Origin of the sequence: Bradyrhizobium sp. RT6a (assembly GCF_040547675.1) — a bacterium.
In the GTDB taxonomy this organism is placed as follows: domain Bacteria; phylum Pseudomonadota; class Alphaproteobacteria; order Rhizobiales; family Xanthobacteraceae; genus Bradyrhizobium.
This window is the reverse complement of record NZ_JBEPQC010000005.1, coordinates 188,511-211,678: the sequence shown is the minus strand read 5'-3', so window position 1 is coordinate 211,678 and position 23,168 is coordinate 188,511. Positions and strand designations below refer to the sequence as shown.

Sequence of the window (23,168 nt, the reverse complement as noted above, 5' to 3'; positions counted from 1 at the left end):
TACGCAAGCGCGTGTGCGACGTGCAGCCCTGTTCTTGGAGGTCAGCTCGTGATAATGGCGCAACATCGGTTGGAAGCGGCCGGAGGCGGCTAGCGATCCCGGCCCATGGCGGCAGCATGCAATTCTGGGGCATGGGGACTGGGACGCTGATGCGCGATATCGTGCCCGACTATGTCGAGCGTTTGGCGGATGACGAGGCCGTGCTGGTGATCGACAAGACCGGCCTTAGGTGTCCAGCGCTTGTTCGCGCTATTGATATCCGGAAAGAAGCTCAGGAATGAGTGAGCAAGATAGCCGAACTGCCTTTTTCTAACGAGCGCTCGAGGGCTAGCGTGATGAGGAAGATCGAGCCAGCTAGAGGATCCACGTTCAATCGCTTCATCCTAACACCTCCGCTATTGTCGCGACGTCCTCCGGGCCTGGGCGGCCGCGAAATGAATCCTAGACAGTAACAACGTGGACAACACACGACGCAGAAGTCATGAAGAACGAGAGACTATCTTAGCGGAACGCCCGATCCAAATAAGCGTCGAGTCGCGCTTGACCAACTGCATCCAGCGCGCTCTGCTCATTCGCCGATCGGACGTTGGACCGCTGGAGAGCAGACCTTCCCGCATATCCAGGAACCACGACAGCCGCCGCAGCCGTCTGTCGTACCGCCGCGCGCTTCGTCGTGTCCAACGACAAGCCAATGATCAGCGCGTGCTTGTCTACCCTCGAGCCGGACACGCCGAGGCCCGCCGCGCTTGCAAGGCCCCAGCGATTTCCAGTGGGCGCAACAATTATGTGCGGAGACACAGATCCGGTAACAGTCGTTGTGAACGTCAATGTGTCGGCAAAGACTGTCGCACTCGTCTTGTCGGGCGACAGGTTCCTGATCTCGTTCACGTCAAAAAAGGTTGACACCAATTCGTCGATGCCAATCTTTCCGGCGATGGGATAAGCATAATTTGATGACTTGTAGTCATATTGCGGGCCGCAATCCAGCTGCTGGTTCTCCAGAAGATCTTCGGCCGTTTCGCTGACGACGAAATGCCGAAGGTTCTCTCGCTTTAAGTCACTGCTTGCGGATAACCCAAGACCGGCGATCCCATTGGTAAACAACTTGACCGGATCGGCAGCGCCGGACGCTCCATTTTCTTCGGTTATATCGAACGAAAAATCATAGGCGATGCCGGTCTTGATGTATCGATCATAGATAACTTGCTCGATCCCGTCGAGATGGGCCCTCAGGTTTGAAGGCCACTGCCTTCCGCGAAGAACGCTGAGTTCATCGATCAGCGGATTGGCCTGATCTTCCTTGCGGAACAGGAGGATTGCCTTATCCTGGATCGCGAGCCGGCTCTCGCAACGGATATATTGCACGAGATCAGACGTCCGCACTCCGGTAACTTCCTGCTGGATCGGGTGAATTGAACAACCCGCCACCAAAATTGTCGTCGCGCATGCGAGCAGTAATTTTCGTCGTCTTCCGCGCCACATGTCGCCGGAAACGTTCGGACGAAAAGCGCTCGAAAATTCGAATTCAGACCAACCATAAGGCATGGCTACTCTCGAATAATATCTTGAGACAAACTACGAAAATACAGAAAAACGCGCCAATTGCTGGCAGCGTTCGCGATCGATCAAAATATCTACCGTGTCAGGGCAAGTTGGTTTCGTACACTACGGCCGCTCGGCCGATTTACAATCTCGGAGTGTGAAGACCTTCCGACAATTACTCAACTTGTGGCTGAACGGCCACAGGTATGGAGAACAGCGGCCGTTGGGCGGACGGCCAATAGAGCGAGAATAATCCACCGCGGGACAGCAATCCCTCGACCACGAGGCGCTCGCACGGAATTGTCCGGTCAACGTGCTGCGTCGAAGCATGCGTCTAATCGAAGATCGCCCGAACCGCCCGCCCGCCAGCGGCGGTATCGGCGAGAACCGCGGAAAGATAGTTTCGAAGCCAACCGATTCCTTCGTCAATCCAGTGGTCTCAAATGGGTTGGTCCGGCCCGTTACTCGCGATAGGTGTGCCGCTCCGATGGCCTCTGGGATGATCTCGTCATGAGCGATGATGATGACGAATTGCAACGCCTCATCGAGACTCGTGAACTCGTTGAAGAGCGACGGCGGGGGCCGACTATTGATCGGGACGTCTGGATCGCAGTCTCAAAGCGCATCTTTTCGCCCGGAGATCGCCAGCCTTGCTACGTGTGCGAAAAATTCAAAAGTATCACGCAAGCTCATCACGTGATTCCTCTCACCTCGCAATATGACGGGGGCTTCAAATATCCTGATCAAGAATACGTCTGGTTATGTCCGAACCATCACACGATGTGAACGATCGCGGGCCGTTCCGATGATACGTGCGAGGTCGGAGACAACGCCAGCCTTGAACGAAGACCTGACGGAAGACGAGTTTAGTCGCATGATGGAGCTGATGCGGACATCCATGAGGTCCCCGGCGTGAACGAAACTCCATACGGTACTGATAGTCAAAATGCGACGCGGTCGGTACTAGCAGCGGCCAGTAGGAACACTCAACGGCTCACGCCGCAGCGCGGTCTTCCTTGTCGGCACCGCGTGGGACGATCCGCGGGTGGCCGACGGGCGGGGGGCGTCAGCAATGACCTAGCCTCGCCCACGGCGCGCGCGTCAATGGATTTCCGGCCAGTAAAGCCAAGTTGTGGGTTCGATAGGGTAGAACTCCGCTCATAAGGGAAGCGGCGTGGCCGTGAGGGTCCGTGCGGCGCGAGCCAGATATTTTCTCGCCCCATCGTCCTCCAATAGCCCCCTGAAGAACGACGCATTCCAACTGTTCACTCCCGATGTCGAAATGCTCGTCCTCAGTGAACTGGCGACCTCTTTGCGGGCGCGAGAGGGCGATACCGGAGCAGAGCCCCCAACCTCATCCCTCAGATACTGCGGGTAAGTTGCCCAAAGGTTCTCGGCATTACGATCGAATTGCGTCCCGAGAACATGGCGCAGGTGGCGCTCGGGGCAGCGGCAACGCCGTCACATTTCGTAGAAACCCGCGATTCAATTCATTTTCGAAAGAGCTTGAATCGTACGTAAGGTCATATTGTACTCTGTCGATCGCGTAGAGCTGCGTCTCGGTTGCCACAATTGCGACGACATGTATCGCGAGCGTGCCGACTTATGGACGGTGCCGCCTGGCATGAGTGATGCTTGTTGAAGTAAACGAGACGTTAGACCAACCCCATCGATGCAAGCGCACTCGGCATCCGCCCGATCCTGCTGGCCCAGGCGGGAGAGAGCCATGGCACTTTCTTCATCTTTCGCGGTCGCGCCTGCAACGGTGCCGTGTCGCGCTGATGGGCGACGAACGAAAATGATGCATGAGCGAGCTGGCATGACGGATACAACTCGACGGTCACCCTCAAGATCACTTATTCCAAACGGGAAGCGCGGAAGTGGATAATATCAAATCGATGACTCTTCAGGAGCTGCGCTCTGCAGTCATTGGCGGCAGGGTCTTGGAGATAACTACGACAACGGGCTGTGTCGTCGAATGTTCTTATTGCTCGCAGGACAGGTTTGCCGAACGGCAAAGAGCGATATCCGACGTGAAGCATCTTTCTCTGCAAGATTTCAAGCGATGCCTGGCGAGCGTACCAGCAGCCGTCGACATCAGCTTTTCCGGGTATTTGCAGCCTTGGCTCAATCCGGCTTGCACCGAAATGGTTGAGCATGCCTACACGTGTGGCCATGGAATCCGGATTTTCACAACCCTGGCCGGAATGAATGGGCAGGATCTAAGACGCTTACGTGCGGTACAGTTCCGCGTTTTCCTGGTGCAGGTTGTTGATGACGGCACGCACATGGATAGTGGTCTCGTCAAGCGAAACTATGTCCATTTGATGCGCCAACTTGTCGACGCCGACATTTCATCACTGCTCTTCATAGTCATGGGCGAGGTTCATCCCGAACTTGTCGACATCATTCCTGACGAGGCGCTGGTCCGCTTGCGTCCGCCGCGCAGGAGAGCTGGCAGCGGCGAGTTCGAGATGGTTGAAGCACGACAGCCAATCGTTGGAACTCTAACATGTCCCGACGAACGGCAATATCGTAATGTTCTTCTCCCAAACGGCGATGTTACTTTCTGCTGCATGGATTTTGAGCGACGACACGTCTTGGGCAACCTCCTCCGCGACAGGTACGAGGATCTCTTCGAAGGGGCGACTTTTCGCAATATTGCCGATCGCATGAACGGATCGGACGGCTTTCTGCTTTGTCGATCGTGTGAATTCGCTGAACCAATAACGTCCGAGAGCTGATCTTTGAGAGCAGTGGCCGCTGCCTGATCGAAGCGAATCGCGAGTCCTGGCGAAGCTCGGCCCTGCAGCTCATCGTTACATCGGGACGCCGCTCCCATGAACGGAGGGTCGCCATGACTGGAGTAGCATTTTGTTGGTCGCCGGTCTGCTGGAGGTCGCCTGGGCTACCCGGCGGAATCTAGTTGTTATTTCCGTGTCACGCCCTTGTCTTGTCAGGCCCTGGAGAACCCCATCATTCTTCTGAGGCGAATGCAGTTCTCTCTCGAACTCAAAAGGCGGCGTCTTGGCATGACCGCGAGTCCGTGGTTCTTAAGAATCACAGCCGAGATGGTGTCATTCCTGCGGAGCTCGCGACTTTGTGTCTTGCGCCGTTCGCGCATACGAGAGCTTGAGACCATCTTACTATGCGCATGATCGGGAGGACGTGGCGCCAAACCGGACGCTAAAGTGAACATGGATCAACTGCGCCCGGCAAGCCTGCCATCTGCGGAAAAACGTCGCCGCTGCTTGGCCGACATGTTCTGCCGCGATTTCCCTTGCTAGGCTGTTAGCGAACGGTTCTATGATCCGCCAGCGCAGCGCACCGCGCGTGCTGCAACTGAACACGAAAGCTCAGAACTGCGATTCTCGTGCTCACTCAGGTCCGGGCTTGACGCGGCCGGGGACTGCGACCGGGCGTGCATAGCGGCTCCGCGTCGGCGATAAACGTTAAACGGAGGAGAAAGGAACTGCGCCGCGACTTTCGACGCGGTTTTGACCTCTCTGCAGGACTGTCCTCAAAGCGCCCTGAACATTCACGCGCCGTCGGCTGCTCCCCTCAAATCCGCTTCCGAACCGATCCCAGCATGACGATGCTTCGCTGGCTCATTCAGGAGCCCGGTGAGCCTGAGGCCTTCAAGGACTCCTTCGAGCCGCTGTTCGCGAATGATTGCGGCTACCAGCGAAACGGCCTCCTCCCGATGGACGCTGAAGCAGACGTCAGGCGCTTGCTGAAACAAGAGGTCCAGCAAGGTCGGAAGGTCAGCAACGTGGTGGCGCACGGTCGAGACCGCATCATTGGCGAGATAGGTCGCCAAATCCGCATTCGCCGGCGGATCAAAGTCGAAGTCGACCTCGGCGCGCTTCTCGATCGCCTGTCGTATTAACTCGCGCTGCCGTCTTGCATTCATTGAGAGCATGAACACTGCATCGGCGAGCTTCTCACGCGGCAAGCTTCTCAGTTCGGCTATGCAGGCCTGGATGTCGCCAACCGAACTCTCACGGCCTACCTCTGCTCGCCGCGCGTTAGCTGACCTGCTCTTTTTTACTCGAATCATCGCAATGCTCTCCGGCCGGCGATATATCCCCACGATACAGCCGAATGAAAGTGCAAAATTGTGTGCTGCATGCGCGCCGCCCGCCTGCCTTGGAAGGAGGACGAAACCGGTCAGGTCTGGGCGAAGAAAGCCAGTATCCGTCGACCAGATCCGAGATGGACGACCTAATCTCGCGAATGCGTTGCGACCCTTGTTTCGGATCCGCTCGCTTTGGCTATCTTCGGAATATTACGGGGAAGCTGGGAAGCTGCGGTTGTCCACCATGCAAGGGCCTGCCGGGGCCCAATTGAATGTGCCCGGGTCAAATCTCGAGTCCCGCGCATCTCGTTGCATCGCGACAACGTCGCATCCCGCCAAAGCCAGGCCACCCCTGAAGCTTCAACCAAACTTGAATAGCACACCGTAACCGCCCCGTGGGTAGCTCCACTTGATATCACCGCTTTCTTCGCAAATCACCCGGCAGGTGCCGCACTCGAGACACCCGTCGACTGTAACCTCAACATGACCTTTATCGTTGAGATCGTAGCACCGTGCTGGGCAAGCCTTCAGCATCGATAGCAGCTGCGACGATGGCGTGGTGTGCGGCCGCACCTTGATATGGGCGCGGCCGGAATCAACAAGATAACGGTTGTAGAATAGTTTGTCCTCGACACGTTGGGATGGCTCGCTCGGCATTGATTCTGGCTCCGTCAATCGTCGTTGTCTTTGCTTCGTGATCAGCGCCAGGCCCGGGCAATGCGGAGGGCATCGCTGAACAGTCCAGTCCACGATCGCGCCTTGATGAACGAGTTCAGCATCAGCTTCTCTTTCTCCAGCTTTGGTGTACCGTCGACGCGCAGGTAATCCTGCATCGCCTTCGAGAAGAGCTGCGGATATGTGAGAAAGAAGTTCTGCGAGTGGGTATGCAACAGTGCCGGCATATCCTTGTACTTCTTCAGGTCCTTGATTACGAAGGAGTCATTCAGCATTTTTTTGTAAAGCGAAAGATTTTTCGCCGTCATCGGATCATTTCGCGATCTGATAAGACAGATCGCTTCCGCCGCGATACGGCCCGACGTCATCGCCAGATTGGACCCCTCGCGATGGATGGCGTTGTTGAGCTGGGCGGCGTCCCCGACGACGACCCAGCCCTCACCACAAAGCTGCGGGATCGCCTTGTACCCACCTTCGGGGATCAAGTGCGCGGAATATTCCTTTACTTCCGAACCCTCGATCAGCGGCGCGACGGAGGGGTGCCGCTTGAAACCCTCGAGCAAGCCGTAGGGCGTCTCGCCGGTACGCTGGAAGTCGGCAACAAGACAGCCAATACCGAGCGAGATGCATTCCTTGTTGGAATAGATGAAGCCCATGCCGGTCATGCCGCGGGAGATGGTTCCGGCAGCTTCGATGACGAGCCCCTCGTCGCCTTTGAGACTGAAGCGAGCATCGATTGTCTCGCGCGGCAGGAAATGCATCTCCTTGACCGCGAGTGCCACCTTATCCGATTTCAGCCTCCCTCTTAACCCCGCACCCGTCCCGAGCACTCCGTTCACCCCCTCGGCCAGCACGACGACATCTGCATGGATTTCACCGCCGTCGCGGTCTGTGCGCACCCCGACCACCCGCCCATGTGAATCCTGGAGGAGCTCGGTCACCGTGGTCTCGCACAGCACCGTGGCGCCGGCCTCGCGGACCTTCTGCGAGAACCATTTATCGAACTGAGCGCGGATGATGGTATAGCGGTTCGGCTTCTCCTCATTGAAATCATCGGAGCGATAGTGAAGCCCCGTGTGCGAACGCTCGTCCATGATCCAGAAGCGCTGCTCGACCAGATGCCGCTCAAGCGGTGCATCCTCGCGGAAATCCGGGATCAGCTTCTCCAGCATATCGGCATAGAGGATGGCCCCTTGCACGTTCTTCGACCCCGAATACTCGCCGCGCTCCAGCTGCAGCACTTTCAGGCCACGCTCGGCCATGGTGAGCGCCGCCGCATTCCCGCCCATGCCAGCACCGACGACGATTGCGTCGAATTTTTCCTCGATCATAAAAAGCTCCCTAGCCGGCGATGCGGTCGTGCGAGTGCGGCGACAGCCGCGCGCGGAATGCAGAGGTCAATGCCGGCAACAGTCGAATGGCGTCGGTGACGATACCGATATGGGCGAAGTCGAAGATCGGAGCGTTCTTGTCAGTATTGATGGCAACGATGAGGTCGCCACCCTCCACTCCGACGCGATGCTGGATCGCCCCGGAAATACCGGCCGCGATATAAAGCTTTGGCCTAATAGTTTTCCCGGTCTGGCCGATTTGTCGGTCCGAGGTGACCCAGCCCTTCTGAACCAGCGGCCGCGAACAGCCGTATTCGGCGCCAAGCACGTCGGCGAGCTGCTGTACCAGTTGGAAGTTCTCAGGCGATCCCAGACCGAGCCCTCCAGCGACGACCACGTCCGCATAGGCAAGGTTGGACTTTTTCGAATCGCGGTCCGGCAGGAACGAGAGGACTTTTGTGACGACATCTTCTTCTACAAGCCCGAGCGGATGCGAGATGACGCGCCCGACGGCGCCCGTCACGCGCTCGGGCGTCGGCATCACGCGCGGGCGGACGGTTGCCATCTGTGGACGATAGTTGAGTGTGTAGATCGTGCACAACAGTGAACCGCCAAACGTCGGCCGCGTCGCTGCAAGCGAGCCGTCGGGATCGACATCGAGCTCGGTGCAGTCGGCAGTTAGGCCGGTGAGCAGTGTGGTGGCCACTGAGCCGGCGAGATCCCGGCCGAGTGTAGTTGCCCCTAGGAGTAGGATTTCCGGCTTGTACGTATTGACCAGCTCTGACAGGGCCTTGGTATAGGACTCATTGCGATAGTCGGCCAAGAGATGGTCCGCGACGATATAGGCGAGGTCGGCGCCGTAGCAGAAGGATTCGGCGACTGCCTGCTCCGTTGTCTCCCCGACCGGGCCGATGACAACCGCGGCGAGGTCGACGTTGAGCTTGTCGGCGAGCCGGCGGCCGGCACCCATCAACTCCCAGGAGACGGGGTGCACAACCCCGCGTTCCTGCTCGATGAAGACCCAGACGTGCTTATACGCCTTAAATCGTTCGGGCAGCTCCCTCTTGGTCGCTGCGCGACCACCACCCGCGGCCGGCGCTGCGCTTTTGGGTGCGGTGCTCATCATCTGTACTCCCATCCGTTGTTCAGTCGCGGCTCGCCAGCGGAGCGCGCTCCGCCCCAGCTTTGAATTCGCGCTTGAGGATTGCTTCAGTCAAAAATTCGGCCGGGTGCCCGCCGCTATTCTGTCAGCACGGCTTGGCAGCAGCGCGGGGCCGAGACAGACATTGCTTGATGTGTCGACGACCCCGGAATCACGCGGTTCGGGTTCTCCGCGCCGGTCACGCGAGCCGATCGATTGGTCCCCCTCATCTTCGAGATGCAACCGAGCTGGAACGGATCGAGGATGTGGCAGATGCTCGGCTGATATCATTATCCGCCACGTGCTTGCCGGTGAAAACGCGATCCGTTGCTCCGGATGCCCTCGAGATCTCGCCGATTGCAGCGACAAGCCCGCAACTCTTGGCGAGGACACGAGCGCCGGGGTCAAACCGCCCGTCAACGGCCCCACGCGACCGGCGCTGGAGAGCAAGGACTGCCCCCGCGAAACCTCGGCCATAGATCGGCCAACGGGGGTGATTTCGTGGACGAACCTCTGGCGCGGATCAAGCCCGGCTTTTAGCCCAGCCAGCTCGGAATATACGGCCATCGCTTTGGCGTAGCGACGCATCATGGTGCCGACAGGTAGCGCGCGCGAACCTGCGCGACGTCAAAAACACAATCGATGCGGACCAAGATGTGCATGCGCTTCTCCAGACTAGCTGAGCATATGTCAGCAATTGTCGTACCACTTGCATAGGCGATTAAAATTGGGCGCCAATACAGACCCTTACTGAAGGAAATTGGGTTGGCAGCCTCTCACGACGATTGGAACATTCCATAACCGAGTCGATGAGTGTCCGGAATGCGACAGAAGACAGTCATCCGAATCTGGTCCGCTTTCCTCGCCAAATGTGCGCTTCCCGTTGCCGGCGTACCATTGCAGGAGATAGGTGCGCCATGGGCACCAGCTTAAACAGATGGACAAACCAGTGCTCAGTCGTGATCGGCCCTTAAGGAGAGCCGAGTAAGTGTTTAAAGCTGCGGATCCGCGAGGCCACTGCAACGTCCGTTTGAATTGGAAGCCCTGGGGGCTGTCAGCTCCGAACCTTCATATAAACTCGATTCATTCCAAGGAACCGAGCTGGACCAATGCCGGATGCTTGTTCGGTTGTGGCGCTGCCGCATCCTCCAGGACCTTGAACACGCGCTGTTCGATCGGAGAAGACGTGACGAAGTCGGCATAGGCGCGCTCAAGCGTAGCCTTGCAACGCAAGGCGATGTCAGGATCGGATGCACCTGTTAACTCCTCACCCGCAAGATATTGACCCATGCGACGCAGGATGTGAAGCCGCGCCACGTTGATGATTTTCTCGTCGTACTCGACGCCGAGCAGTGCGAAAAACTCCTCTGCCGCCGAGGCCTTGTTCAATTGCGAAAGGATGCCGTCCGTCGTCATTCTCAACCTCCATTTAGATCCGCGCCCAGAGTCATCCGGGCCGAATGTTCTAACCTGATCGCGCGGCGCGCATGGCTGACCAACCGATCACGCGCCGTTGACCAGGGAACACTCGTGAATGTCGCGCCAGATCGCCACCACCGTTTCCGGGGCAACCGGCCTTTTTGCGCGATGGCATGCTTGCGGACGGACGCGCGCGAGGATGGTTTCGGTTTGCTTGGCGGTGACCGACAGCTGCAACTCGGACAACAGCGAAGTGATCGCGGCAAGCCCTGGTGCCGGACGCTGCGGCTGCAATGGCGGCCGCGACTTTCACCAGTTCGGATAGTAGCACGCTGGTATCACCGCCGTAGAGCTGACTGAGTGCGACGGCAACTTCCGCCGGCGGCGCATTTCCCGCTCGCTCGCCCAGGCCAATGACCGTCACAGAGGCGTGGGTTGCACCGGCCTTCACCGCCGCCAACGTATTAGCCGTCACTAGCCCAAGATCGTCATGGCCGTGGAATTCGAGCTCGAGATCGGTGCTGGCGCGCAGTGGCGCCATCACCGCGAAGGACGCGGCAGGGTAGAGTACGCTCAGCTTATCCGCGACACGAAACCGCCGCGCGCCGGCCTCCTTGGTCGTTGCTATCAGGTCGATCAGGAAGTTGACTTCGGCACGTGAAAAGTCTTCGCCACCCACTGCGACATCCAGTCGCTTGTCGCGAGCATAGCCCACGACGCGCTTCACCCACTCCAGCGCGGCCAAACGGCCGCCACCGAGTTTCGCCGCGATCTGCGCGTCGGACGTTGGAATCGATAGGTTGACCATCGAGACGCCGGCCCCGATCACCGCATCGACATCCGCGGGTTTCATCTGGCCCCAGCCGATGATCGCGGCCGCAAGGCCCGCTTCGGCGACCGCTCGGATCGCGGTAATCTCTTCCTGACCCATCGCCGGTGTGCCGTCGATCTCCGCGATTCCGGCCCTTGCCAGCGCACGCGCGATCGAGACCTTCTCCGTTGCCGTGAAGGCCACACCGGGCGCCTGTTCGCTGTCACGCAACGTAGTGTCATTATGGACTGTGGACCTCGACCGATCTTCGCCAAGCCCGGTCATTGCGCCAACGAACGCCATTAGCGGCTCCGTGTGTTAATTCCGGAAGCTCTTCAGCAACTGCCGTGCCAACCCGTTCGAATTCCCAAGACCATATAAAGATGACTCGGCTGTGTCACGAATCCGACAGGGTCGAAACGGCGGAGCGCCGGGTTAGGTCAGCTGCGACCGAGTTGAAGACAGGCACCGAGCTTGGGCTTGCTAGCCGGGCAATGGTTCGCGCCGCACCTCAAGCTGCAGCACTTCGGTGAAGCGGCTGCATTCTGGCGTGTCGAAGAAGAAGTGAGCCGTTGGATTCGTCCGACCGCAGGTTGGCGCTCGTAAACAAGATCAGCGGGCGCGATCGAGAGGCGGATGTTAGGGCCTTGACCGCGCGTCAACATAGAACATCTTGCCGGTAAGTGTGACGGTCGCCTTTCGCCAGGTATCACCTCACGATCATCAGATGCCGTCGCCTCGGCCTTAGGCCACCGTGCGCGCAATCGTTTGCCCCGGCCTCTTCTCAAAACCGCAGTCTCATGTGACAGCCGGCCGCAAGTTCGTCCGCTATACCGGGACTCGCGCCGAGGAGCGGAATCCGTTATGGGCTCAGTCTTGCAAACTGGGGATGGCTTGGACGGAGTCATCGAGACGACGCAGATGATCCCGCCGTCGTCCGGCCATTCGGCTCTCCCCGCTCTCCTCGCCGAAGCAAAGATCAAAATCATTGCATTCCGTGCAGACCGGCGTAGTACACATCACCAGACCGTCATCTTCGCATAGCATGCGATAGAAGAAGCGCTTCCAGCGCATCTTCTTGGTGTTGCGAGCCGCCAATGGCGCGAAATGGCGCGTCAGGAGGCGGGACAATTCGTCCCGCTTCCGCAGACCGAGATCTTCCCACAAGTGATTGGGCTCCATGGCGCGCCGCGCGATCATCCTCGCCAACCAGCCGCCGACCTCGCTATGGGTAGAACGTTGCGCAAGCAGGAGGTCGCGCACCATAATTGTCTCGTCAGGAGCCGCTAACGCGGACTGTTCGCGCCAGGTACACCTTCTGAACGGGCTGGACGGGAAGTATTGCACTAGGAGCGCATTGAGCTCCTGGTTAGTCAAGCCAGCCCGTTCGGGAAGTTGGCCGCCATCCATAGCGGATGCGGCGAGAACGCAGGCGAGCACATGGCGATCGAAATCGTAATTATCGCTGATGTCGACTTCTGTTGGATGGCGCCCAGTCAAAAGTCCGTAGAGCTTACTTGCATCGCGCTGCTCGGCGACGTGAGCTGCCGATACAGGAGATGACACAGTATCGGCCAATTTTCTTTGTGTACCAATCATGAAGGTTCCCCGGCATTTGAGTGGACGATGTCGGCCTTCCCGGGTCGAGAAGGCCGACATCATGAACTATGCCGAAACAGCGGCGAGCTCGGCGGCGGTCTTGCCGACCAGGTTCTCGTCGACGGGCTTGATGATGCCGTGCTCCATGAGCATATCCTCGAGCTCGTCCATGCTGATTGGCGTCGGGATCGCGCCTTGTCCAGCATTGTTGTGGATCTTGGTCGCGAGATTGCGATAGTGATCCGCCTGCTTGGAATCTGGCGCGTATTCCAGCACCGTCATGCGGCGCAGCTCCGCGTGCTGAACGACGTTGTCGCGCGGCACGAAGTAGATCAGCCGGCTGCCGAGCTTCTTGGCAAGAGCATCTGCAAGCTCCAGCTCCTTGTCGGTCTGCCGCTCGTTACAGATCAGGCCGCCGAGGCGCACGCCGCCGGAATTCGCATACTTCAGAATACCCTTGGAGATGTTGTTGGCGGCATACATCGCCATCATCTCGCCGGACATCACGATGTAGATTTCCTGTGCCTTGTTCTCGCGGATAGGCATCGCGAAGCCGCCGCAGACGACGTCGCCGAGCACATCGTAAGAGACGTAGTCGATGTCCTCATAGGCGCCATTCTCCTCCAGAAAGTTAATGGAAGTGATCACGCCTCTTCCGGCGCACCCGACCCCCGGCTCCGGACCGCCGGACTCGACGCATCGAATGTCCTTGTAGCCGAGCTTGATGACGTCCTCGATTTCGAGGTCCTCGACGCTGCCGGCATTCGCCGCCAGGCTGAGAATGGTATCCTGCGCTTTGGCGTGCAGGATGAGCCGGGTCGAGTCTGCTTTGGGATCACAACCGACGATCAGAATCTTTTGGCCCAGCTCAGCCAGGGCCGCCAGCGTATTTTGCGACGTTGTCGATTTACCGATGCCACCCTTGCCATAAAACGCGATTTGTCTCAGCGACGACATGTTGCTCTCCATCAAGCGATTGCCAACTTTTTCGCGCCGAACGCGCGAGGCTGTTTCTCTCTCAGAAACGTGGGCACACGGGTTTCGGGAAGGAGGCCATCGCTCGCCATCGGCGTCGGCGTGCCCTCAGCCCTCACTCGTTGTTGCTGCATCCATTTAGCAACTGGCGTGCCATTTCATTCGCAGGTGCGTCAAGCGCCTGAGCATGCTGGACTAATCGCGCGGCGTCCGAAATTGGATGCCGTGGCGGACGCGACAGCGGCAAGGGCTTTGACAGAAACCGGACAAAGCCCTGGCGCGTTGGTCCCAATACGAGCGCCCGCGAAAGGGCGCGGAACGGGGAATGCCGGCCTTAGCCCGAGCCGATTGATGAGATCATACGGTGCAGATCGGGTTCGAGGACACCGCCATCAAAGGCGATGTTTCATGACCGGCACGGTGGGTACTTGCCGTTGATCGGGTGGCATATCGCTTGCTTTGCTAGTCCCGGAACGAGTTTCCGCGTGACGCGATGTTGTTGTGAGGACAATATGTCTGGCATTGGAAGTAAGTTGCCGCCGTTCGACATCACGGGCGTGAAGCCCGGCTTTCACGTGCAAGAGGAGAACGGGCAGAGCGCCTTCGAGACGCTGACTGAGACGAGCTTTCCCGGCAAATGGAAAGTCATCTTCTTTTACCCGAAGGATTTCACATTCGTCTGCCCAACCGAAATCGCTGAGTTTGCCCGGCTATCCAAGGATTTCGCCGATCGCGATGCAGTCGTACTTGGTGGCTCGACCGATAACGAGTTCTGCAAGCTCGCCTGGCGGCGTGAGCACAAGGACCTGCACCGTCTATCGATCTGGCAGTTTGCCGACACCAAGGGCGTGCTGGTCGATGGCCTTGGAGTGCGCTCGCGTGATGGCATCGCGCATCGCTATACCTTCATCGTCGATCCTGAGAACACCATCCAGCATGTCTATGCGACAAGCCTCAATGTCGGCCGGAGCCCAAAGGACACGCTACGCGTTCTGGATGCGATACAGACTCATGAGCTCTGCCCTTGCAACCGCGAGATCGGCGGCGACACGCTTAAACCTGCCTGAGGCAACATGTCGATCGTGCAGTTGAAGGAGACGCTCCCGCATTCGAAGGACGTCAGACTCGGTACGGTCTAACGTGGAGGCTATTTCCTGGATCCGCTACCCGGCAGAACCACATCGAACCGGCCGTCGCCGAGCTGGCGCATGGCTGCCGTCATCGACGCGACTGTTTTGGCGATGCGGCAACCGAACAGTAGGGCGAGCAGGACCCATGAGCATCGTTGGAAACGCGATCATCCAGACCAACTTCCGCCGAATTTCTTCAGCTCGTATTTCAGCACCTGCGAATTGAGTCCGGCCGACAAGTCGGAGAGCACCGACGCAACTCAACCTCCTCCTTCAGAATGAGCCGATCCGCCTGCCCAGCTCTAAGGTGTCGCCGCCACATCAAGAGCATCCAGGACTGGGAAGTCACCGAGCCGGTCACGCTCGGGACGCTGTCCTTCACCAAGTAACTGATATGGAAGGGTCTCGTCGACGGCGCAGATTTGCTCAAGAGCAATCCCGTCGTGCGTCACCTGATCGATACCCTGAACCACAGCTACGATGGGTCCCGGGCGAGCTTCATCGATGCGCGGACCATCGACGATATCATCGCCCCGATCGAAATGTTCGCGCCGCTCTCAGCCGATTCCTCGCAGATCGCTGCCGTCGCCGCCAGCGCGGCGCGGACCATGTACTGTTCGGGCCGCGCGACCCGGGCAAGAGTCAGACTCTTGCCAACGCCATCACCAACTGCCTTGCGGTGGCACCGGCTGCGCAGAGATTTAGCTCCAGCGAACAGGCAATCACTGCCAACCCGAGTTGAACCGTCGGTACGACGCCGTGCGTCAGACTTTTCGATGGATGCGCATCCTGATGCGGTAAAAGAGAGCCTAAGTTGAGCCGGCGTCGTGCTCGGCGCTCGGTCTGTCGTTCGCTGCAAGTTGCCATTCTGCCAGCCGGCGCCGAGTTATCGTGCGCTTTCGTACGCAATGTCGTGTTCACGACATGCCGGCGGTTGACCTTTGGCCAGAACGTGCGCCGCGCGTCTTGTTTTGCGTCCAATTGGCGCGCAGCGTGGGCGTACGCATGCCGCCGGGCAGTTGGCCCGGCTTTTGCTCCGCTGCTTGCTAAACCGTGTGCGGCTTCCCGCTTTGTCGGGATTGTCTGTCACGGAAACGTTGCTCTCTGTGGAACGAAAGTGCGATGCGATGAAAAGCTTGAACTCGGTGACCGCCACGGTTGGAAGCACTGCGGCTGCAGCCTTTGATTCGACGACGCGCACCGCACTGGCTGTTGAAACGTATGATAACAAGATTTCAGCGATCCCGAAGCCCGGGTTCAGGTTCAGCTTCGGGAAGATTGAGTGCGCCATCGGCAACGTGATAGTCGATAATGCGCGCAGTTGCGTGCGCGCCGAGAATCTCGAGCGGGTCAAGAAAAGTGATCGCGCGAGCAATCTACGCCCCCGACAGCCAACAAGTGCTTGCGACCTGGTTCGGTGTTGGGCTCACGACGGGACTCAGCATCGACGAAACCCGAGGCTGGCAGGACGGCATCCGCGCCGTCACCGCCCACCTGGTGCGTGCGGCCGCTCGGAAATGGCTCGACAAGAAACGCTCCGTGACCGGCTATCTCATGACAGAATCAACCCGGAGCAACCAGGAAAAGCGATCATGACCTACTCCTTCACACGTCGTGCTGTCCTCGTCGGCGGTGCCTCGCTCTCAACCGCTATGCTCGCCTTGCCAGGTTCGCTTTCCGCGACCGGAACGCATGCCGCGACCAAGATCCAGCGCCTGGTATCATCTTGCGGTATAGTAGCCTGGTTCGTGCAGGACGCCACTGCCCCATCGATTGCGATGGAATACGCTTTCGGCGGCGGCGCGACCCAAGACCCGACCGATAAACCCGGCGTCGGCTACATGGTTTCTGATCTACTCGATGAAGGCTCCGGCGATCTAGATTCCCGGACCTTTCATGAGCGGCTCGACCGTCGCGCCATTGAGCTGTGCTTTGGATCGACCCGCGATCACCTCCGCGGTGCCTTGCGCACGCTCGAAGGCAACAGGGACGAGGCCTTCGACCTGTTAAGGATGGCACTAACCTCGCCGCGGTTCGACGCGGCCGATGTCGAACGGATTCGTGCCAACATGCTTGCGAGCCTGCGGCACGAGTCGACCGATCCTTCGTCTGTCGGCAATCGCAAACTCCTCGAAGTCGCCTTTAGCGATCATCCTTATGCTCGGGAGGCCAGAGGCACGATCGAGAGCGTGCCAAAGATCGAGGTCGCGGATCTCAAGGCCTATGTCCGACGCGTGATGGCAAAGGACACGCTCAAGATCGCGGTGGTCGGCAACGTCGATCCAGAGGCCCTGCGCAAATTGCTCGACAGGACTTTTGGCGGCCTGCCGGCCATAGCGGAATCGATGCCAGTGCCCGACGTGGTCGCAGCAACACCGCCGCAGCGCGTCTTCATTCCGCTCGATGTGCCCCAGACCGTTGTGACTTTCGGCGGTCCCGGCGTCCGCCGCAGCGAGCCCGATTTCATGGCGGCCTGTGTCGTCAACCACATCCTCGGCGGCAGCGGTCTGACGTCGCGGCTGTTCCGCGAAGTCGGCGAGAAGCGCGGGCTGGCCTATTCGGTCCGTGAGCGCTTGGTCTGGATGGATCATTCCGCCATATTTGTCGGCAATAGCGATACCCCCGCCGATCGCGCTGACGAGACGGTCGAACAGATCGAGAAGCAAGCGCGCCGAATAGCCGAGGAAGGCCCGACCCAGCAGGAGCTCGACGATGCAAAGTCTTACCTGAGAGGCTCGCAGAGGCTGGCACTCGACATACCCTCGAAGCTTGCGCGAACGCTGCTGCAGCATCAGCTTGATAAGCTGCCGATCGACTATGTCAAAAAGCATAACGCCGTCGTCGATGCAGTGACGTTGGAGGACGCCAAGAGGGCCGCACAGCGGCTGTGGGGCCAGGGTCTGCTCACCATTGTCGTCGGCCGCTCTCCAATGGGCGCAGCCCGGTCGACCACCGTGCCATCGGCCGCGACTTCCTCACCAGGCGCCGAGCAGCTAAGTGGGCCGCCATCGCCAAAAATGCCGGCCAAACCCAATTAGTTTAGGCAACGCCCGCAGAGCTTCGCGCCTCGCTCTCCGCTCCGCCCCTGGGGTGAGAACTGGAGAGTGGTGGCCGTGCTCATAGAAATCGAGCTCAAATACGCCCCGACCGCATGTTCAGGCTTCCATAAGGATCATGATGCCCTCACACCGAGCGACCGCCCTTTTCGTTGCCGCACTTGTTTGCACGACCTCGCTGTCAAGCAGCGGCCTCCGCGCCCAGACTACGGTTACCTCCGAACGCCCCGCCAGCTTCACGCTCGACAACGGCCTGCAGGTTGTGGTGATCCCCGATCACCGCACGCCTGTCGTGACGCAGACGATCTGGTACAACGTCGGCTCCGCCGACGAGACGCCGGGCAAATCCGGGCTCGCGCATTTCCTCGAGCATCTGATGTTCAAGGGCACCGCCAAGCACCCGGCCGGCGAGTTCTCGCAGACTGTGCGGCGGGTCGGCGGCAGCGAGAACGCCTTCACCTGGGTCGACTACACTGGCTACTACCAGCGCGTGCCCCGCGAGCAGCTCGGCTCCATGATGGAGTTCGAGGCCGACCGCATGATCGGCCTCATCCTGAAGGACGAGAACGTGCTGCCCGAGCGTGACGTCGTGCTGGAAGAATACAACATGCGCGTCGCCAACGATCCGGACGCACGGCTGACCGAGCAGATCATGGCCGCGCTTTACCTCAACCATCCCTACGGCCGCCCGGTGATCGGCTGGCACCAGGAGATCGAAAAGCTCGACCGCGAGGATGCGCTCGCGTTCTACAAGCGCTTCTACGCGCCGAACAACGCAATCCTGGTGATCGCTGGCGACGTCGACATCAAGGACATCCGCCCGCTGGTGGAGAAGAACTTCAGCCTGATCCCGGCGCAGCACGCGATCCCCGAGAAGCGCATCCGGCCGCAGGAGCCGATGCCGGCGGCGCCGCGCACCGTGACGCTGTCGGATCAGCGCGTGGAGCAGTCCGGCCTGCGCCGCTATTATCTGGTGCCGTCGGCCGCGACGGCGGCAGCAGGGGATAGTCCCGCGCTCGATGTGCTCGCGCAATTGATGGGCGGTGGCGCCAACTCCTATCTCTACCGCGCCCTGGTGATCGACAAGGGGCTCGCGATCAGCGCCGGCGCCGACTACCAGCGCACGGCGCTCGACCCCTCGCAGTTCTCGATCTCGGTGGCCTCCAAGCAAGGCGTCGAGTTCGCTCCGATCGAGGAGGCGATCGACAAGGTGATCGCTGACCTGGCGCAGAACACCGCGCGCGCCGAGGATCTCGAACGGGTCAAGACCCAGCTCATTGCCGAAGCGGTCTACGCCCAGGACGATCAGGAGATGCTAGCGAGGTGGTATGGCGATGCCCTGACCACCGGTCTCAGCATCGACGATATCAGGAGCTGGCCGGACCGCATCCGTGCCGTCACCGCCGAGCAGGTGCGCGACGCCGCGGCCAAATGGCTCGACAAGAAGCGATCGGTGACCGGCTATCTGATCAAGGATACTGCGCCGAAACATAAGGAGAAGCGCTCGTGACCTATTCCCTCACCCGCCGCGCGGCGCTGATCGGCGGCGCCTGCGCCGCGATGACGCTGTCATCCGCGCCCGCGCAGGCTGCGGCCAAAATCCAGCGGCTGGTGTCGCCTGGCGGCATCGAAGCGTGGTTCGTGCAGGACGCGACCTTGCCCCTGATCGCCATGGAATATGCCTTCAGCGGCGGCGCAAGCCAGGATCCGGCCGGCAAGCCTGGCGTCGGCAATCTGGTCGCCGACCTGCTTGACGAAGGCTCAGGCAATCTCGATTCCAAGACCTACCATGAGCGGCTCGACGACCGGGCCATCAAGTTGAGCTTCTCCGCGACGCGCGATCACTTCCGCGGCTCGCTTCGCATGCTCAAGGACAACAAGGACGAAGCGTACGACCTGTTGCGGACGGCGCTGACCTCCGCGCGGTTCGAGCCGACCGATGTCGAACGCATCCGCGCCCAGGTGATCTCCACCCTGCGCCGTGAATCGACCAATCCGTCCTCGCTGGCCCACCGCAAGTTCCTCGAAGTCGCGTTTAGCGATCATCCCTATAGCAGGCCGGACACCGGCACGCTGGACAGCGTACCGAAAATCGAGATCGCCGACCTGAAGGACTATGCGCGCCGGATCCTCGCCAAGGATACGCTGCGCATCGTCGTGGTCGGCGACGTCGATCCCGATACGCTCGGCAAGCTGCTCGACAAGACCTTCGGCGCCCTGCCGGCCAAGGCTGAACTGACGCCGATCCCCGACGTCGTGGCGGCCAAGCCGCCACATCGCGCCTTCATCCCGCTCGACGTGCCACAGACCGTCGTCACCTTCGGCGGACCCGGCATCAACAGGCACGACCCGGATTTCATGGCGGCCGAAGTGGTGAACCACATTCTCGGCGGCGGCATGTCGTCGCGTCTCTTCAACGAAGTGCGCGAAAAGCGTGGGCTTGTCTATTCGATTTCTGAAGCGCTGCTCTGGATGGATCACTCCGCGCTATTCATCGGCAACACCGGCACCCGCGCCGATCGCGCCTGCGAGACCGTCGATGCGGTCGAGACGGAAATCCGCCGCATCGCCGAGGAGGGCCCGACACAGCAGGAACTCGACGAGGCGAAGTCCTACCTCAAGGGCTCGCAGATGCTGGCGCTGGACACCTCCTCCAAGCTGGCGCAGACGTTGTTGCACTATCAGCTCGACAAGCTGCCGATCGACCATATCGAGAAGCGCAACACCATCGTCGACGCGGTGACGCTTGATGACACCAGGCGGGTCGCAAAGAAGCTCTGGGGCGACGGCCTGCTCACCGTAATTGTCGGCCACGACCCGCAGGCGGCCGCCCAGCCGGCAGCGGCGACCCCGAAGTCGAAATGACGTTCCTAGGCGCACCTCCGTTTCGGTTTATCCCTGTCCCTAACCCCTCCCCTGCGAGGGGCCGCAAGGGGGGGACATGAACGGGGGTGCTCACCTCACAGCGCGTTGCAGATGACTCCGGAGTCATTGGGATCAGTAGGGGCGCATTGGCGGACGGACTCCCTGCCGGCTCCCTGCCTTTTGACGGGATCCCCGAAGGAGATTGTTCGAGAGGGGGAGCATCGCAGCTCCGCCCACCGGGTTACCGGAGGCGGTCGCCCGCCGCCGGCTCTCGAGAACATGGCGAGCGAATTTCCCGCACCCCGCTCTTCGGCAGTTGGTTCGCAGCTTTCAATGCTATCTGTTCAAGTGTCGTGTCCCCATCTGGCCGGCTTTCCCGTCCTCGTCGGGGGAGGCGACCATTGAAGGGCTTGCCTCCGCCCGCCGCTCAAACGACTGCGTGCGGAGTTCAAGCTGGTGGTTCATCATAGTGATTTTGACGTTTTGATACCGAGCCATTCGAGAATGAGCAATTTTTCCGGTAGCAAGAGAATTTCGATGCTTCTGGGGACGCCGGGTTGACGTCGGATGGAGCCGTTCCGTTCGAGGGTGACGATCATCTGGTGGACACTCGGCGGGCTGACGCGGAAATGGCGCAGGATTCGGCGACCGGCCGTCCGAACATGTACGAATAGGTATGGATGAAAGCGAGGTAGTGCCCCTGCTTCTCCGTGCAACGCGCGCCTGATTTTGACTCATCGTTGGAGTCGTCCCGGCGGGGCTGGGTCTGCAATCAGGCAGGTGCCTGTCATCTCGATCGACAGGGCAATTGACACGATGGAGGGGCGACCAAACCCAATTAACTTTAGGCAGCGCCCCGCGTAGCTTCAAGCCTCGCTCTCCGCTCCGCCCTGGGGTGAGAACCGGAGAGCGGTTGCCGTGGGCATAGAATCGACGAATAACCTTGTAGCCTTTCGAGAGCGACGTACGCCCTTAAAGACGACATGCTCGCCGAGCGGTGATGCAAACAGACCATCCAGCGCCTACACAACCCAGATGTCCTTCTCAAGCAAACAGGCCGCCCCGAGGCGGTCGCGGCAACGCCCAAGGCTTCAGGCCGACCTCGCGCGACAGGGTGAGATTACGTTTAGCCATGAGGCACGAGGGTTTGACTTGTAGACTTCGACAACCATCCGGGCAGCGCAGAGTGAAGCGCAATTAGCTCGTCGACCGTGGTCTTGGACATGCGCATCGCCCTGGTTTTGCTCGGCGATGGCGAGCGCCGACAATCGGCTTGGTTCCAGCTCCCCAGCAAGGGGCAATTGGATGCCGGCGCGATCTGCGGTGAGGCCGATCATTGACGCGATCGACGGACCTTGCCAGCCAGTGATCGCGAGATCGAGGCCGCCAGGCAGGCTTTCTCTTGGAACGCGGTATCGAGATTCTCGAGCGCAGTCTGTGCTTGGGTGGTCAGTTCGCTCTTGACGTCGTTTTTCGCCAGCTCGCTCGCCATGCGGGGCGTAGGTCTTTGTCGAAGAGTAGGCGATCGAGCGCAGAACCCTGAACTAATCTTAGATCGCGATCATTGCGATCTCGCCGCTCAATCGGACGAGGCCGATCGCGCGTCGCAGCGCGACCGGAAGGCTATCCGCAGAGCCGTCAAGCTGGCCGACCTCATAGGCGAGTTCTGAGGTCTTCGGTGCCACGAACACAAACACGGTAGACCGGTTCGCCAGCGACCTTGCCGTCGTGTTCGAGGGCAGGAACGGCGGCATCTTCGCCGGTCCATTCCCACCGTGAGAGGTGATGCCGCGAAAGCGCTCTATGGTGAGAGCGTAGATCGCAGCCGCCGGCGGTTTGGCTGACGGTGCGGCATCGGTCATCTGGCCTCCCAGACTTGTCGCCAGGCTGGAATTCCGAGGACGGATTCGATAGCTAGCGAAATTGCCTTCATGCGGGCCTATCAGTTCGGCTGCGGCGATTTCGGCGAAATGCTCGCGGCCGTCGGGGACGATCTCTTTCTCCGACCAAGCTGCTATTCGTGCTGCGACGTCCCTCCGACCCACGCGCGCGCGGACAAGTTCGGCGATGAGCTCGCGAAACTGTTCGCGGTAGCGAAGTCGGAAGGGATCGGGTTCGCCGAGGGATTGGCGAACGGCGGCGCAGCGAGCGGCCGAGCGCTCATAGCGCCAGATGAAGGCGTCCCTGAGAAGGTCGATTTTTTTCAACTCGTAAGCACCGTATAGGTCTGCCGGGGCACATCGGCGAACGACAGCGGCGCTAGGTTGCGCTTGATGAGCGGGATGTTGGCGGCGAGGCGCGACACGGGCTTGTTCACGTCGTCGAAGGGCTGCAGGTATGGAGCTGCACCATCACGAAAAACGCTTGTTCGACGGGGTCGCTGATCGCGGCAGCGGTTGCCAGGATCTGATAGAAGCTTTCCTCAATGAGCTGCGGCACCTCCAGCGGATGGAATTAGGAGCGTTCGATACCGACGGGTATGTAACGCAGCCTGCCGGCCGCCTTGGAATCGGCAAGGAGGTCGTTAGCGAGGAGCGCAGTCACCA

General features: G+C 59.9%; 17 protein-coding genes and 2 pseudogenes. 8 read left to right on the top strand and 11 right to left on the bottom strand.

What is annotated here, in order from left to right; translation table 11 throughout:
- Positions 1 to 58: 58 nt before the first annotated feature.
- Positions 59 to 224: pseudogene (locus tag ABIC03_RS26410) on the top strand (IS701 family transposase); the annotation flags it as partial.
- A gap of 277 nt (positions 225 to 501) precedes the next feature.
- Here the strand turns inward: ABIC03_RS26410 and ABIC03_RS26405 are convergent.
- Positions 502 to 1,545: a Y4kA family protein gene (locus ABIC03_RS26405; protein WP_354062318.1), complete on the bottom strand. Its 1,044-nt coding sequence runs from the start codon at positions 1,543 to 1,545 to the stop codon at positions 502 to 504.
- A 507-nt stretch (positions 1,546 to 2,052) separates the two neighbouring features.
- Between ABIC03_RS26405 and ABIC03_RS26400 the strand changes: the two genes are divergently transcribed.
- Together ABIC03_RS26400 and ABIC03_RS26395 are read left to right on the top strand one after the other, a co-directional pair.
- A complete protein-coding gene (locus ABIC03_RS26400) occupies positions 2,053 to 2,328 on the top strand; it encodes a hypothetical protein (RefSeq protein ID WP_354062316.1) in 276 nt (91 codons plus the stop codon).
- 1,094 nt (positions 2,329 to 3,422) lie between these two features.
- Complete coding sequence (locus ABIC03_RS26395) at positions 3,423 to 4,286, top strand: SPASM domain-containing protein (RefSeq protein WP_354062314.1); 864 nt, start codon at positions 3,423 to 3,425, stop codon at positions 4,284 to 4,286.
- A 794-nt stretch (positions 4,287 to 5,080) separates the two neighbouring features.
- Here ABIC03_RS26395 and ABIC03_RS26390 read toward each other — a convergent pair.
- The 8 genes and pseudogenes from ABIC03_RS26390 to nifH all read right to left on the bottom strand — a co-directional run bounded on the left by ABIC03_RS26390 (position 5,081) and on the right by nifH (position 13,553).
- Complete coding sequence (locus tag ABIC03_RS26390; protein ID WP_354062312.1) at positions 5,081 to 5,602, bottom strand: hypothetical protein; 522 nt, start codon at positions 5,600 to 5,602, stop codon at positions 5,081 to 5,083.
- Positions 5,603 to 5,980: 378 nt separating this feature from the next.
- Complete coding sequence (locus ABIC03_RS26385; protein WP_148774735.1) at positions 5,981 to 6,277, bottom strand: ferredoxin family protein; 297 nt, start codon at positions 6,275 to 6,277, stop codon at positions 5,981 to 5,983.
- Positions 6,278 to 6,318: 41 nt separating this feature from the next.
- Positions 6,319 to 7,626 (bottom strand): FAD-binding protein, encoded by a 1,308-nt coding sequence (locus ABIC03_RS26380; RefSeq protein WP_354062310.1) that lies wholly within the window; start codon positions 7,624 to 7,626, stop codon positions 6,319 to 6,321.
- A gap of 10 nt (positions 7,627 to 7,636) precedes the next feature.
- Entirely contained in the window at positions 7,637 to 8,752 is a 1,116-nt protein-coding gene (locus ABIC03_RS26375; RefSeq protein ID WP_502917349.1) for an electron transfer flavoprotein subunit alpha/FixB family protein, read from the bottom strand.
- 1,098 nt (positions 8,753 to 9,850) lie between these two features.
- Positions 9,851 to 10,183, bottom strand: coding sequence for a nitrogenase stabilizing/protective protein NifW (gene nifW / locus ABIC03_RS26370; protein WP_354062306.1), 333 nt, complete (start codon positions 10,181 to 10,183; stop codon positions 9,851 to 9,853).
- Between the two features lie 87 nt (positions 10,184 to 10,270).
- Positions 10,271 to 11,300, bottom strand: a pseudogene (locus tag ABIC03_RS26365) (hydroxymethylglutaryl-CoA lyase-like TIM-barrel protein).
- A gap of 567 nt (positions 11,301 to 11,867) precedes the next feature.
- Positions 11,868 to 12,596, bottom strand: coding sequence for a nitrogen fixation protein NifQ (locus tag ABIC03_RS26360; protein ID WP_354062304.1), 729 nt, complete (start codon positions 12,594 to 12,596; stop codon positions 11,868 to 11,870).
- A 66-nt stretch (positions 12,597 to 12,662) separates the two neighbouring features.
- Positions 12,663 to 13,553 carry a nitrogenase iron protein gene (gene nifH, locus ABIC03_RS26355; protein WP_354062302.1) on the bottom strand — a complete coding sequence of 297 codons (891 nt, stop codon included), beginning with the start codon at positions 13,551 to 13,553 and terminating at the stop codon, positions 12,663 to 12,665.
- A 530-nt stretch (positions 13,554 to 14,083) separates the two neighbouring features.
- Between nifH and ABIC03_RS26350 the strand changes: the two genes are divergently transcribed.
- The 4 genes from ABIC03_RS26350 to ABIC03_RS26335 all read left to right on the top strand — a co-directional run bounded on the left by ABIC03_RS26350 (position 14,084) and on the right by ABIC03_RS26335 (position 20,622).
- A complete protein-coding gene (locus ABIC03_RS26350; protein WP_354062647.1) occupies positions 14,084 to 14,638 on the top strand; it encodes a peroxiredoxin in 555 nt (184 codons plus the stop codon).
- A gap of 1,715 nt (positions 14,639 to 16,353) precedes the next feature.
- Positions 16,354 to 17,739 (top strand): M16 family metallopeptidase, encoded by a 1,386-nt coding sequence (locus ABIC03_RS26345; protein ID WP_354062645.1) that lies wholly within the window; start codon positions 16,354 to 16,356, stop codon positions 17,737 to 17,739.
- 139 nt (positions 17,740 to 17,878) lie between these two features.
- Entirely contained in the window at positions 17,879 to 19,267 is a 1,389-nt protein-coding gene (locus tag ABIC03_RS26340) for a M16 family metallopeptidase (protein WP_502917348.1), read from the top strand.
- Entirely contained in the window at positions 19,264 to 20,622 is a 1,359-nt protein-coding gene (locus tag ABIC03_RS26335) for a M16 family metallopeptidase (protein WP_502917347.1), read from the top strand. The genes ABIC03_RS26340 and ABIC03_RS26335 overlap by 4 nt, the downstream gene beginning before the upstream one ends.
- Before the next feature lie 1,333 nt (positions 20,623 to 21,955).
- Here the strand turns inward: ABIC03_RS26335 and ABIC03_RS26330 are convergent.
- A complete protein-coding gene (locus ABIC03_RS26330) occupies positions 21,956 to 22,114 on the bottom strand; it encodes a hypothetical protein (protein WP_354062298.1) in 159 nt (52 codons plus the stop codon).
- 58 nt (positions 22,115 to 22,172) lie between these two features.
- Positions 22,173 to 22,484, bottom strand: a complete 312-nt coding sequence (locus ABIC03_RS26325; protein ID WP_354062296.1) for a hypothetical protein — start codon at positions 22,482 to 22,484, stop codon at positions 22,173 to 22,175.
- A 69-nt stretch (positions 22,485 to 22,553) separates the two neighbouring features.
- Here ABIC03_RS26325 and ABIC03_RS26320 point away from each other — a divergent pair, with 69 nt between their 5' ends.
- On the top strand, positions 22,554 to 22,847 hold the full coding sequence (locus ABIC03_RS26320; protein ID WP_354062294.1) for a hypothetical protein: 294 nt from the start codon (positions 22,554 to 22,556) through the stop codon (positions 22,845 to 22,847).
- Positions 22,848 to 23,168: the final 321 nt, after the last annotated feature.

Bases quoted from the DNA above. Each gene is read 5' to 3' on its own strand.
- ABIC03_RS26320 (WP_354062294.1), top strand. From the start codon at position 22,554: ATGCGGGCCTATCAGTTCGGCTGCGGCGATTTCGGCGAAATGCTCGCG.
- ABIC03_RS26360 (WP_354062304.1), bottom strand. From the start codon at position 12,596: ATGATTGGTACACAAAGAAAATTGGCCGATACTGTGTCATCTCCTGTA.
- ABIC03_RS26400 (WP_354062316.1), top strand. From the start codon at position 2,053: ATGAGCGATGATGATGACGAATTGCAACGCCTCATCGAGACTCGTGAA.
- ABIC03_RS26380 (WP_354062310.1), bottom strand. From the start codon at position 7,626: ATGATCGAGGAAAAATTCGACGCAATCGTCGTCGGTGCTGGCATGGGC.
- ABIC03_RS26330 (WP_354062298.1), bottom strand. From the start codon at position 22,114: ATGGCGAGCGAGCTGGCGAAAAACGACGTCAAGAGCGAACTGACCACC.
- nifW (WP_354062306.1), bottom strand. From the start codon at position 10,183: ATGACGACGGACGGCATCCTTTCGCAATTGAACAAGGCCTCGGCGGCA.
- ABIC03_RS26325 (WP_354062296.1), bottom strand. From the start codon at position 22,484: ATGACCGATGCCGCACCGTCAGCCAAACCGCCGGCGGCTGCGATCTAC.
- ABIC03_RS26350 (WP_354062647.1), top strand. From the start codon at position 14,084: ATGTCTGGCATTGGAAGTAAGTTGCCGCCGTTCGACATCACGGGCGTG.
- ABIC03_RS26375 (WP_502917349.1), bottom strand. From the start codon at position 8,752: ATGATGAGCACCGCACCCAAAAGCGCAGCGCCGGCCGCGGGTGGTGGT.
- ABIC03_RS26385 (WP_148774735.1), bottom strand. From the start codon at position 6,277: ATGCCGAGCGAGCCATCCCAACGTGTCGAGGACAAACTATTCTACAAC.
- ABIC03_RS26345 (WP_354062645.1), top strand. From the start codon at position 16,354: ATGCTCGCCTTGCCAGGTTCGCTTTCCGCGACCGGAACGCATGCCGCG.
- nifH (WP_354062302.1), bottom strand. From the start codon at position 13,553: ATGTCGTCGCTGAGACAAATCGCGTTTTATGGCAAGGGTGGCATCGGT.
- ABIC03_RS26390 (WP_354062312.1), bottom strand. From the start codon at position 5,602: ATGATTCGAGTAAAAAAGAGCAGGTCAGCTAACGCGCGGCGAGCAGAG.
- ABIC03_RS26340 (WP_502917348.1), top strand. From the start codon at position 17,879: ATGCCCTCACACCGAGCGACCGCCCTTTTCGTTGCCGCACTTGTTTGC.
- ABIC03_RS26405 (WP_354062318.1), bottom strand. From the start codon at position 1,545: ATGCCTTATGGTTGGTCTGAATTCGAATTTTCGAGCGCTTTTCGTCCG.